Below are 12,137 nucleotides of genomic sequence, written 5' to 3' on the forward strand. Positions count from 1 at the left end.
ATGACCACACCGGCCACGCCCGCGCTGCCGCGCGCCACCTCCGCCGACGTGCTGCTGCTGCTAGAGGGCACCTTTCCCTATGTGAGCGGCGGCGTGTCGAGCTGGGTCAACCAGATGATCCGCGCCTTTCCGGAGCACAGCTTCGCGCTGTGCTTCCTCGGCAGCCGCCCGCAGGACTACGTCAAGCAGCAGTACGCGCTGCCCGACAACGTGGTGCACCTGGAGACCCACTATCTCTACGATTTCGCGCCGCCGCCGCTGGTGAAGAAGATGGGCGGCGACGCCCAGGCCTTCGCGCGCTCGGCGCAGCTGCACGAGACCATGCGCAACCCGGCGATGCGCGAGGTGGGCGCGCAACTGCTCAAGTCGATGCTCGAGGACCTGAAGCCGGGCGGCGCGCTCGGCGAGGACGCCTTCCTGTACTCGAAGCAGGCCTGGGATTTCCTCACCGACCAATACCGCAAGCACTGCACCGACCCGTCCTTCGTCGACTACTTCTGGACCGTGCGCATCATGCACAAGCCGCTCTGGCAGCTCGCGCGCGTGGCCGAGGGTCTGCCGGCGGCCAAGGTGCTGCATACCGTGTCGACCGGCTACGCGGGTTTCCTCGGCGCGCTCGCGCATTACCGCAGCGGGCGGCCGCTGCTGGTCTCCGAGCACGGCATCTACACCAAGGAACGCAAGATCGACCTGTTCCAGAGCGAGTGGATTCGCGACAACCGCAGCATCTTCGAGCGCGACGTCTCGCAGGTCGGCTATTTCCGCGATCTCTGGGTGCGCTTCTTCCAGGCCCTGGGCCGCGCCTGCTACGACGCGGCCAGCGACATCATCGCGCTCTACGAGGGCAACCGGCAGCGCCAGATCCTCGACGGCGCGCCAGCCGCGCGCACCGGCACGATCCCGAACGGCGTGAACCTGGCGCGTCTCGCGCCGCTGCGCGCGCAACGCGCCGCGACGGTGCCCAAGACGCTGTGCCTGATCGGCCGGGTGGTGCCGATCAAGGACATCAAGACCTTCATCCGCGCCATGCTGACCGTGCTGCGCCGCATGCCCGAGGCCGAGGCCTGGATCGCCGGCCCCGAGGACGAGGATCTCGCCTATGCGCAGGAATGCCGCGCGCTGGTGGACAGCCTCGGGCTCGCGGACAAGGTGAAGTTCCTCGGCTTCCAGAAGATCGACGAACTGCTGCCCAAGTGCGGGCTGCTGGTGCTCAGCTCGATCTCGGAGGCGCTGCCGCTGGTGGTGCTGGAGGGCTTCGCGGCCGGCGTGCCCTCGGTGACCACCGACGTGGGCTCCTGCCGGCAGTTGATCGAGGGCCTGCCCGGCGAGGACGCGGCGCTCGGCGCGGCGGGCCGGGTGGTGCAGATCGCCGACCCGCGCGCGCTGGCCGAGGCCGCCATCGAGCTGTTCCAGGACGATAACTGGCACGCCGCGCAGCGCGCCGGGGTGGCGCGCGTGGAGCGCTACTACACGCAGGAGCAGATGATCGGCGCCTATCGCACGCTGTACCGGCGCCTGGCGGATGCGCCGGCGCAGCCGGCCGCGGACGGGCCGCCGGCCCGCGCGGCGCACTGAGGAGGGCGGCGAACCATGGCCGGAATCGGATTCGAGCTGCGCAAGATGCTCCGTCGCAACACGCTGACGGGGCTGATGCAGGCCTATACCTACGCGGGGCTGATCGGCGCCGGGCCCTGGGTGCTGTCGATCGTCGGGATCCTGCTGATCGGCGTGCTGAGCGTGCCCTTCGTCAAGCCGAACGGCGCGGTCACGCAGTTCCAGGTGTCGGTCACCTACCTGATCGCGGTCTCGCTGGTGCTGACCGGGCCGCTGCAGCTCTGGTACACGCGCTTCACCTCGGACCGCCTGTTCGAGAAGCGCCGCGAGCTGGTGCTGCCGAACTTCCACGCGGTGATGCTGGTGGTGACGGCCGCCTCGGCCCTGATCGGCGCGCTGCTGGCGCTGTTCGCGTTCGGCGGCCAGACCGCCGGCTACCGGCTGCTGATGCTGGCCGGCTTCGTGGTGATGAGCAATATCTGGATCGCCACCATCTTCCTGTCGGGCATGAAGCGCTACGTGGCGATCATCGTGGTGTTCTTCGTCGGCTACGCGGCCACCGCGCTGGCCGCGCTGGCGCTCAAGGGCTTCGGGCTGACGGGCCTGCTGGCCGGCTTCGTGGCGGGCCAGGCGGTGCTGCTGTGCGGCCTGCTCGGGCTGATCTACCGCGATTTCGACAGCGACCGCTTCATCTCCTTCGAGATCTTCGAGAAGCGCTACCGCTATCCCTCGCTGATGCTGATCGGTTTCCTCTACAACCTCGGCATCTGGATCGACAAGTTCATGTTCTGGTACTCGGCGGGCACCGGCCAGCCGGTGATCGGGCCGCTGCGCGCCTCGATCATCTACGACATCCCGGTGTTCCTCGCCTACCTGGCGATCATCCCGGGCATGGCGGTGTTCCTGCTGCGCATCGAGACCGACTTCGTCGAGTACTACGACGCGTTCTACGACGCGGTGCGCGAGGGCGCCTCGCTGCAGCACATCGAGCGCATGCAGCGCGCCATGGTGGAGGCGCTGCGCGAGGGCGTGTGGGAAATCCTGAAGATCCAGGCGATGGCCGCGCTGATCCTGTTCGCGGCCGCGCCGACCCTGCTGCGCTGGCTGGGGATTCCGGCGCTCTACCTGCCGCTGCTCTACATCGACGTGATCGCCGCCAGCATGCAGGTGGTGTTCATGGGCATCATCAACGTGTTCTTCTACCTCGACAAGCGCCGCATCGTGCTGTGGCTGGTGGGCGCCTTCGTGGTGCTGAACGTGCTGCTGACCGCGCTGACGCTGGCCTCGAATCCCGCCGCCTACGGCTATGGCTTCGCGCTCGCGCTGTTCGTGGTGATGCTGGCGAGTCTCTACTGGCTCGATCGCAAGCTCGACACGCTCGAATACGAGACCTTCATGCTGCAGTGAGCGCTGCCGTCAGCGCTTCGTGCGGGCGGGCCCGGCCTGCGCCCGGGACGCCCGCCTCGGTGCCTCAGCCGACGGCGCCCGGGTGGAACGCGGACAGCGACACCACGCCGTCCGGCGCCAGTTGCAGCACCGCCTGCCGCGCGCCGTGCTCGATGCGGAACGAGCAGGTCGCGCCGTCCTGGCCCATCACGCCGCGCTCGACCGGGTTCGCCGCCAGCAGCTCGCCGGCCGCCGCCAGGTAGCGCTCCACCAGGTGCCGCGCCTCGTGGGCGGCCTGGTCGCGGTAGCCGCCATGGCGGACCATCTGCTGCGCGCCGCGCGACAGGCGCGCGAAACCGAGCATCCGCCCTTGCCGCAGCCAGGCCTGCACGGCGGCGGCCACCGCCGACGGACCGACCAGCCCGCCGACCTGCGGGCAGTCGAGTGCGCCAAACAGCAGCGGCAGCAGCGTCTGCACCGCCGTGCGCGCCGCGTCGCGGCGCTGCGCCGCATTGGTGGCGGCGTGGTTGCCGAGGCCGTCGACGCGGTCGAGGTAGAGCCGGAAGTAATCGCAGAATTCCTGGGGCGTGCGCGCCATCTCGATGCCGAAGGCCGCCGCCTCGCGCTGCAGGTATTCGGCATGGCCCGCCAGCTCCGGCAGTTGCCCGAGCGCGGCCAGCGCCAGGCTGCCGTCGAGGTCGAGGGCCTGGAACAGCGGCGCGGTTTCCACCCCCAGCTGGGCCAGCCAGCCGGTGCCGGTGGCCAGTTCCTCGCGCGGCAGCAGGTGATGCGCATCGAGCACCGCGCGCGAGCGCGACACGGCGAGGTCCGAATCGTCGCCGGCCTCGACGATCGCCAGCGCGCGCAGGTCGGCCAGGCTCAGCGTCAGCAGCTTGACCGGGCTGACCAGCAGTTGCAGCGTCGGCAGCAAGGTCAGCGGCGAGGCGTGCAGGCCGCGCTGCACGCCGTCCAGCAGATGCGTCTCGTCGGGGAACTCGTAGCGGGCGCTGGGCGAGGCGACGGCCCAGGCGAGCCACTCGATGCCGCCGTCGACGAAGGCGAGCGCGATCCGCGAGGGTTCCGACAAGCTGCCGAGGCCTTGCTGCAGCCGGCCTGAAACGATGACGGTCATGGGTGACTCCTGCTGGATGGAAAGGTGGACGGCAGGCCCGCCCGAGCGGACCTTGCCGCGTCCGTCATTGGAGGATGTGCGCCGTGGCTTCGCCGGTAGCGGCGGTGTCGATCGAATACAGCGTGGCCACGCCCATCACGGTGGCGGCCTGGGCGGTGATGTTCTGTTGCTGCTGGGCGCTGGTGGCGTTGTGGGCGGCGTTCGAGAGTGCCTGCGCAGTCGCCACGAAGAGATTGCCCATCGCCACGGCCGGGGCGTCGCCGAGCACCTCGGTATCGGCCTGGGTGACGGCATCGGTGATCTGGGTGTTGACGGCGGTCGGGAATGCCATGGTCGCTGCTCCTCGGTGAGGCGGCGCGAGCCAATGCGCGTCGCGCGCACATGGTGGCACGTCGGCCGGGGCCGCGCCAGCGTGTAAACCTGGGCCTGGACTTGGGCTTGTGCGCCGGGACGGCTTCCCGCCTTCAGCGGCTGCCGTCGTCGCCCTTGCGCTGGCGCTTGGTGGCGTACATGGCCTGGTCGGCGCGGTCGATCAGGCCCGTCATGTCGACCCCGTCGTCGGGCAGAATCGCGATGCCGACGCTCACGCCGAGATCGAGTTGGTGGCCCTCGAACTCGAAGGGCTCGGCCACCGTTTCGGTCATCCGCTCGCTCTGCCGCTCGGCATCCCGGCGGCCGCCGATGCCGGGCAGGATCACACCGAATTCGTCGCCGCCGACGCGCGCCACCGTATCCGAGCGCCGCACCGAGCGGGCGATGCGCAGCGCCGCCTCGCGGATCGCGGCGTCGCCGGCGCGATGTCCGAAGCGGTCGTTGATCGGCTTGAGGCCGTCCAGGTCGAGGTTGAGGATGCCGAGCGCGCCTTCCGAGTGCTGCGCCACCTGCACCGCCTGGCGCAGGCGGTCGTAGAACAGCGCGCGGTTGGGCAGGCCGGTCAGCGCGTCGTGGGTCGCGCGCAGGTAGAGCTCGTTGGTCTCGTTGTGGGCGGCATGGAACATCGCCGCCGCGATCAGCTCCGACATCAGCTTCAGCACCTGGATGTCGGCCTCGTCGAAGGCGCCGACCTCGGGCGACATCACCTTGAGCACGCCCACCGTGGTGTCGAGATGGCGCAGCGGGGTGACCAGCATCGAGCGCAGGCCGACGCGGCGGCAAGCTGCGCGATCGACGCGATCGTCGGTTTCGGAATCGTCGCAGCGCATGATCTCGCCGGTCTGCACGCACAGGCCCGACAGGCTGCCGGCGCGCTTCAGGCGCAGGCCGAGCAGGTCGGCGGCGATGCCGGCGGTGGCGCGGTAGACCATGTCGTCCTGCTCGGCGAGTTCGATCACCGCGCCCTGGGCGCCGGTCAGGCGTCGGCCGCGTTCGGCGACGAAGGCCATCACGCTGCCGAGATCGAGGCCGAGTTTCGCGATCTCGGTCTGGGCGTGAACGATTTCGAGCAGCGTTTCGGCCGAAGGGGAGGACGAAGGCGGAGGCTGGAGTGACACGGAGCTTTCCTGCGTGGGATGCCTGGGCGTGGCGGCCGATCGGCGGGCGCGGCCGGCATCGGGTGGAACCGGAGCAGCGATCGCGCGATGCTCGCCGGTGGACTGGCGCCGCGCTTGCGCGAAGCATAATGCAAATCGGGACGCTGGTGAGCGCCCTCGGCGCGAATGTATCGATGCAGCCCAGGCGGTTCGATCCCGGCTTCGGCCTTGCTCCTTTTTGTGACGATAGTTCCCGCCGCGAAGCCGTCCCGCAAGGCGTTTTCGAAAGGCCGGTGAAGTGGCCTCGAAGGCTTCGGGCACGGCTGCGTTTTCCTCATACGTGACACCGCCGCGACGCTTCGCACGCCGATGCATCGGTTCGCGAATTCACATCCGATTGGATCCTTGGGTGTCATGCCGGATCGATTCGTGCGGCCGGCGGGGCGGCTCGGCAAACGGGGGGCGACGCCATTGCGGTGTGCAGCGGGCGGGCCGCGGCGCCGGGTGCGGTCGCGCCGGGCTCACAGCACGTTGAGCATCGCCAGCGCGGTTTCCTGCAGCGAGGGCAGCACGCGCGCGAGGGCGGCCTCGGCCGTCTCGCCGCCGATCGGCATGTTGGTGCTGAGCGCGGCCACCACCTCGCCCTGGCGGTTGCGCAGCGGCACCGCCACGCCGCGCACGCCTACCTGCAACTGCTGCTCGATCACCGCGTAGCCGTCGTCGCGGGCCTGCTCGATCTTCTGCCGCAGCCGCGTCTTGTTGGTCAGCGTGTGCGGCGTGTAGGGCGGCAGCTCGGTGGTCGCGAGCCAGGCCGCCACCTCGTCCGGATCGTGCCGGTGCGCGAGCAGCACCACGCCGGCGGAGGCCAGCGGCGCCGGCACGCGCGCGCCGAGCACGAAGCCGGTGCTCATCACGCGCGACACGCCGTTGCGCGCGATCACCACCAGCTCCCAGTCGTCGAGCACGCTGACATAGGCCGATTCGTTGAGCGTCGCGCTCAGTTGCTGCAGGTAGGGCTGCACCATGCGCGGCAGCCGCGCCGAGTCGAAGTAGGACCAGCCTACCCGCAGCACCCGCGGCGTGAGGCCGTAGAGCCGCCCGTCGGTCTGCACGTAGCCGAGCGACTCGAGCGTGAGCAGGTAGCGTCGCGCGGCGGTGCGCGTGAGGCCGGTGCGCGCGGCCGCCTGGGTGGGCGTCATGCGCGCGTGCTCGCTGTCGAACGCCTCCAGGATCATCAGGCCTTTTTCCAGGCCGGCGATCCAGTCGCGTTTGTCGAGAGGGGCTTTCTTCATGGGCCGGGTCCGGGAGAGGCACGGCGGCCGGCGCGAGGCCGGGCCGCCGTGGCGGGCGCGCGCGTTTCAGGCGGCATTCAGGCGTGCTTCAGGCCGGGCGCATGCGCGCCGCGACGATCACCGAGATCAGGCAGCCGGCGGCCAGGTAGCCGGCCACCAGGTGCCAGGAGCCGCCGCCGACGCTGACCAGCGCCACCGCGATGAAGGGCGTGAAGCCGCCGCCCACCACGCTGGCGAACTGGTAGCCCACGCCCGCGCCGCTGTAGCGGTACTCGGCGCCGAACAGCTCGGTGAAGAGCGGCTGCTGCACGCTCACCACCATGTCGTGCGCGATATTGGCCAGCATCACCGCGAAGATCACGATCCACACCGTGGCGCGCGCCTCGAGCGCGACGAAGAAGGGCACCGCCGAGGCCAGCCCGATCAGCGCGCCGGTGATGTAGACGCGGCGCAGGCCGAAGCGGTCGGCCAGCCAGGCGAAGCAGGGGATCGTCACGCAGCTGATTGCCCCCACCAGCAGGCCGATGTTGAGGAACAGCTCGCGCGACATGCCGAGATTGGCGGTCGAGTAGCTGAGCGCGAAGGCGGTGACGATGTACATCGTGAACAGCTCGGCCAGGCGCAGCGCGACGATGTAGAGGAAGGCCTTCGGGTGGCGCGTGAGGGCCTCGATCACCGGCATCTTCAGCTTGCGATGGCCCTGCTCGACCTTCTCGACGAATTCCTGCGACTCCTCCATGCTGGCGCGCACCCACAGCCCGATCAGCACCAGCACCACGCTCATCAGGAACGGGATGCGCCAGGCCCAGGCGCGGAACGCCTGCTCGCCGAGCGTGTGGTTGAGCAGCGAGACCAGGCCGGTGGCCAGCACCAGGCCCACGCCGTAGCCGACCTGCACGCCGCTGCTGTAGAAGGCCTTCTTCCTCGCCGGCGCGCTTTCCACCGCCATCAGCGCCGCGCCGCCCCATTCGCCGCCCACCGCGAAGCCCTGGAGCGCGCGCAGCACCACCAGCAGCACCGGCGCCCACCAGCCGATGGTCTCGAAGGTCGGCAGCAGGCCGATCGCCACGGTCGAGATGCCCATCATCATCACCGTCAGCACCAGCATGCGCTTGCGGCCGAGCCGGTCGCCGTAGTGGCCGAACACCACGCCGCCGAGCGGGCGGAACAGGAAGCCCACGCCGAAGGTCGCGAACGCGGCCAGCGTGCCCATGGTCGGGCTGACCTTGGGGAAGAAGGCCGCGTTGAACACCAGGGCGGCGACGATGCCGTAGAGCAGGAAGTCGTACCAGTCGACGACGGCGCCGACGAAGCTGCCCAGCGCCGCCTTGCGCGCCTGGTTGCGGGCGCGGCGCGCGCCGGCCTGATCGAGTGAATCAAAAGCGGGGGTCATTGGCTGTCTCCTGTCGTCCCGGGGCCGGCCGCGGGCCTGGCCGGCTGCATCGCGTCGCGCCTGACTGTCGTCGCGACGAAAATGCTCGCAGCATAGGGGCGCGGCGTGCTCGCGACAATGCGTGGCGAACGCCGGCGCGCGATTATCGTTCAAATCCGTGCGATGATCGATCGTTTTCCGGGTTAGCACTAGGCGCGCGGGGAGGTGGCGGGAGCCAGCGTGGCCTTGCTGCTGGATGTGCCCGATTGCCGGACGAACCCGTCGCGCCGCAGACTGTCGGCTGCGAGACATGCGGCCCGATCGCCGGGAAGGCTTGGGTCGAAGTGAACGATCTGGTTAAAATTGCGGCTGCGACGGAACCAGCCGTCGCGCCACGCAGCCCCGCAACACTGTCTGTTCCTGGAGACCACGGATGTCCAGCCACTTTCCCGCGTCGACGGCCTCGGCGCGCCCCGTCCCGTCGGACGCGAACCCGCTCGGCATGGCGGGGCTCGAATTCATCGAGTTCGCGGCGCCCGCGCCCGACGCGCTCGCGCACCGCTTCGAGCAACTGGGTTTCAAGGCGATCGCGCGGCACGTCAGCAAGGCCGTCACGCTGTACCGGCAAGGACAGATGCACTTCCTGCTCAACGCCGAACCCGATTCCTTCGCCGCGCGCTACGCCGGCGAATACGGCATGGGGATCTGCGCGATCGGAATCCGCGTCGACAGCGCGCAGCGCGCCTTCGACCGCGCGCTCGAACTCGGCGCCTGGGCCTTCGAGGGCGAGCGCATCGGCCAGGGCGAGCTGGCGATTCCGGCGATCCAGGGCATCGGCGATTCGCACATCTATTTCATCGATCGCTGGCGCGGCCGCGGCGGCCTGTCGGGCGGCGTCGGCGACATCTCGATCTTCGACATCGATTTCCGGCCGATCGACCCGGCCACCGCCCACGCCGACCTGCAGTACGCCGGCACCGGGCTGGTCCAGGTCGACCACCTGACCCAGACGGTCGGCGCGGGGCGCATGCAGGAATGGCTCGATTTCTATCGCGACCTGCTGCATTTCCGCGAGATCCACGAGATCAACGCGAACTGGCATGTGTCGGAGGAATCGCGCGTGATGGTGTCGCCCGGCGGCGAGGTACGCATTCCGCTCTACGAGGAAGGCACGCGGCGCACCCAACTGATGCACGACTACCTGCCCGATCATCCGGGCGAGGGCGTGCAGCACATCGCGCTGGCCACCGACGACATCCTCGCCTCGGTGGATGCGCTGGTCGCCAACGGCGTGAGCTTCGTCGAGCCGCCGGCCGCTTATTACGACTCGATCGATACGCGCCTGCCGGGCCACGGGCTCGACGTGGCGGCGCTGCGCAAGCGCGGCGTCCTGGTCGATGGCGAGATCGTCGACGGCGTGCCCAGCCTGTTCCTCCAGACCTTCGTCAAGCGCCGGCCCGGCGAGATCTTCTTCGAGATCGTCCAGCGCAGCGGCCATCATGGTTTCGGCGAGGGCAACCTCGGCGTGCTGGCCAGGGCCAGAAAGGCAACGGGCGCCTGAGGCGCCCGCCGACCGGGATTTCCGCTACCCGGATTTCCCGCTTCATGGCGGCGCGCGGTTCTCGCGCGCCGTTTCGTTCTTCTCGCCCGGTTTCCTCGGCCTTACGCGACCTGCTTGTAGCGCGGCGCGGCGTGCACCTGCGAGATGTTCGGCAGGATCGCCTGGCGCGCGCCTTCGTAATTGCGCCACTGGCCGTCGTCGTGCAGGGTCGGGATGGTCACCGCCTCGTGCAGGTCGTAGCCCGCCAGCGCCGCGTCCACCAGCTCGTCCACTTCCATCACCGCCTGCAGCGAGTTCACGTCGGTCCCGGCGTGATCCCAGATCTCGGTGCGCGTGGCCGCCGGCAGCACCGCCTGCACATACACGCCCTTCGGTTCGAGCTCGAGCCGCAAGCCATGCGACAGGTAGGTCAGGAAGGCCTTGGTCGCGCCATACACGGTCAGGCCCAGTTCCGGCGCGAAGCCGACCACCGAGCTGATGTTGACGATCGCGCCCTGGCCCTCGCGCGCGAAACGCGGCGCGACGGCCGCGGCCAGCCGCGCCGGGGCGGTGGTGTTCAGCGTGATCAGGGTTTCGACCGCGTCGGGCGTCTGCTGCACGAAGCCGCCCGGGATGGTGGTGCCGGCATTGTTGACCAGCACGCCGATCTTGGCGTCCTCGGCCAGGCGCGCCTCGACGCGGCGCAGGTCCTCGGGCTTGGTCAGGTCGGCGTTGAGGATCTCGACGTTCACGCCGTATTCGGCGCGCAGGCGGTTCGCGACCTCGGTCAGGCGCGAGAGATTGCGCGCGACCAGCACCAGGTCGTGGCCGCGTTTCGCGAACCGGTCGGCATACACGGCGCCAATGCCGGTGGAGGCACCGGTGACGAGCACTGCGGGAAGCTTCGACATGCTGTTTCTCCAGGAAGGAAATGGGGGTAAGACCGGCATCGATTTATTCATGATGGCCGTCATGTTTTTAATCATGATGTCGATCATGTATCATGTCAAGCATTGGATGGGAGGTGCGTATGAGAGTGAGTCGGGAGCAGGTCGCCGAGAATCGGCGGCAGATCCTCGCGGCAGCCAGCCGGCTGTTCCGCGAGCGCGGTTTCGATGCGGTGACGGTGGCCGAGGTGATGAGCGCGGCCGGGCTGACGCACGGCGGTTTCTACGGCTACTTCAAGTCGAAGGAAGACCTGATTGCGCAGACCCTGGCCGAGGTGGTGAAGGGCAGCGAGGACCTGCGCGGGCTGAACGTGCTGGAGTACGCCGCCACCTACCTGACGCCCGACCACCGCGACCATCCGGCCGCCGGCTGCCCGCTGGCGGCGCTCGGCGCCGAGGCCTCGCGCCAGGCGCCCGAGGTGCGTGGCGCGTTGGGCGGCGGGCTCGGTCGGCAGGTGGCGCGCTTCGCGGCGAGCATCGAGGGCGCCGACGAAACGCTGGCACGACGCGCCGCGATCGGCAGTTGGGCAGCCATGGTGGGCGCGATGATCCTGGCGCGCCTGTCCGACGATCCGGCGCTGTCCGATGAGATGCTGCGCGAGACGCGCGCATGGATCGAGCACAACGTGCCGCATGCCGGGCCGGTGCCCGAAGCGTCGCCGTCGGCTGTTTGAGATCTGGTAGGCAGGCCGTCATCCCTTGCGGATTGACGGCCTTATTTTTGTCCGGGTAATATTCTGCGCTAATCCGATCACCCTGCCTGGCAACCAGGCCTCGATGTAGACGCCATGTCCGATCCAGTCTTTCTTCCACGCTATACCGGCTTCGATGGCGTGACCCATCTCGTCTCCGGGGATCTCGCCACGGTAGCGGTGGCGATCCGGCACGCGACGCGGACGCCGGCGCCGGGCCCGGTGCTGCTGTTCGACAACGCGACCGGCCGCTCGATCGATGTCGATCTGCGCGGCAGCGACGAGGAAATCCGCGCGCGTTTCACCGCAGCGGACCAGCAACCCGAACCGATTCCCGTGACTGAGCCGTCGCCGGGTGAGGCGGTGGCTCCCGATAGCGGCGAGGCCGGCAGCGCGCCGCGCGGGCGCGGCCGGCCAAGGCTCGGCGTGGTGGCGCGCGAGGTCACCTTGCTGCCGAGGCATTGGGACTGGCTGGCCGCCCAGCCGGGCGGCGCGTCGGTGGCCTTGCGCAAGCTGGTCGACGAGGCGCGGCGCGAACATGGCGAGCGCGATCGCCGGCGCCTCGCCAACGAGCGTGCCTACCACTTCATGTCGGCGCTGGCCGGCGATCTGCCCGGCTTCGAGGAAGCCTCGCGCGCGCTGTTCGCTGGCGACATGGCGGGCTTTCACGATCGGATCGAGGCCTGGCCGCGCGACCTGCGCGAGCATCTGCTGCGGCTCGCGGAGCCCGGGGCGCAATGGCGCTGAAACCTC

11 protein-coding genes are annotated in these 12,137 nt (G+C 69.4%); 5 read left to right on the forward strand and 6 right to left on the reverse strand.

Features of this window, described 5'->3' with window-relative positions:
• Together pelF and pelG are read left to right on the forward strand one after the other, a co-directional pair.
• A complete protein-coding gene (gene pelF, locus BM43_RS06320) occupies positions 1-1,575 on the forward strand; it encodes a GT4 family glycosyltransferase PelF (protein WP_036056332.1) in 1,575 nt (524 codons plus the stop codon).
• A 15-nt stretch (positions 1,576-1,590) separates the two neighbouring features.
• Positions 1,591-2,961 carry an exopolysaccharide Pel transporter PelG gene (gene pelG, locus BM43_RS06325; RefSeq protein WP_036056330.1) on the forward strand — a complete coding sequence of 457 codons (1,371 nt, stop codon included), beginning with the start codon at positions 1,591-1,593 and terminating at the stop codon, positions 2,959-2,961.
• A gap of 64 nt (positions 2,962-3,025) precedes the next feature.
• Here pelG and BM43_RS06330 read toward each other — a convergent pair whose 3' ends face one another.
• The 5 genes from BM43_RS06330 to shiA all read right to left on the reverse strand — a co-directional run bounded on the left by BM43_RS06330 (position 3,026) and on the right by shiA (position 8,226).
• Complete coding sequence (locus BM43_RS06330) at positions 3,026-4,072, reverse strand: hypothetical protein (protein ID WP_036056328.1); 1,047 nt, start codon at positions 4,070-4,072, stop codon at positions 3,026-3,028.
• A gap of 64 nt (positions 4,073-4,136) precedes the next feature.
• Entirely contained in the window at positions 4,137-4,403 is a 267-nt protein-coding gene (locus BM43_RS06335) for a RebB family R body protein (RefSeq protein ID WP_036056326.1), read from the reverse strand.
• Between the two features lie 133 nt (positions 4,404-4,536).
• Entirely contained in the window at positions 4,537-5,562 is a 1,026-nt protein-coding gene (locus BM43_RS06340) for a sensor domain-containing diguanylate cyclase (RefSeq protein ID WP_036056324.1), read from the reverse strand.
• Positions 5,563-6,062: 500 nt separating this feature from the next.
• Positions 6,063-6,833, reverse strand: coding sequence for an IclR family transcriptional regulator domain-containing protein (locus BM43_RS06345; RefSeq protein WP_036056322.1), 771 nt, complete (start codon positions 6,831-6,833; stop codon positions 6,063-6,065).
• 88 nt (positions 6,834-6,921) lie between these two features.
• Positions 6,922-8,226: a shikimate transporter gene (gene shiA / locus BM43_RS06350; RefSeq protein ID WP_013690266.1), complete on the reverse strand. Its 1,305-nt coding sequence runs from the start codon at positions 8,224-8,226 to the stop codon at positions 6,922-6,924.
• A 412-nt stretch (positions 8,227-8,638) separates the two neighbouring features.
• Between shiA and BM43_RS06355 the strand changes: the two genes are divergently transcribed.
• The gene (locus BM43_RS06355; protein WP_036056320.1) at positions 8,639-9,766 is read left to right on the forward strand and encodes a 4-hydroxyphenylpyruvate dioxygenase family protein; all 1,128 of its coding nucleotides are present in this window, start codon (positions 8,639-8,641) and stop codon (positions 9,764-9,766) included.
• 101 nt (positions 9,767-9,867) lie between these two features.
• Here the strand turns inward: BM43_RS06355 and BM43_RS06360 are convergent, their stop codons facing one another.
• Positions 9,868-10,656 (reverse strand): SDR family NAD(P)-dependent oxidoreductase, encoded by a 789-nt coding sequence (locus BM43_RS06360; RefSeq protein ID WP_036056318.1) that lies wholly within the window; start codon positions 10,654-10,656, stop codon positions 9,868-9,870.
• A 119-nt stretch (positions 10,657-10,775) separates the two neighbouring features.
• Between BM43_RS06360 and BM43_RS06365 the strand changes: the two genes are divergently transcribed.
• Both BM43_RS06365 and BM43_RS06370 read left to right on the forward strand, forming a co-directional pair.
• Positions 10,776-11,366 (forward strand): TetR/AcrR family transcriptional regulator, encoded by a 591-nt coding sequence (locus BM43_RS06365; protein ID WP_036056316.1) that lies wholly within the window; start codon positions 10,776-10,778, stop codon positions 11,364-11,366.
• Between the two features lie 114 nt (positions 11,367-11,480).
• A complete protein-coding gene (locus BM43_RS06370) occupies positions 11,481-12,131 on the forward strand; it encodes a DUF2239 family protein (protein WP_036056315.1) in 651 nt (216 codons plus the stop codon).
• The last annotated feature ends 6 nt before the right edge of the window (positions 12,132-12,137 follow it).

It is taken from the genome of Burkholderia gladioli (assembly GCF_000959725.1).
Taxonomy (GTDB): domain Bacteria; phylum Pseudomonadota; class Gammaproteobacteria; order Burkholderiales; family Burkholderiaceae; genus Burkholderia; species Burkholderia gladioli.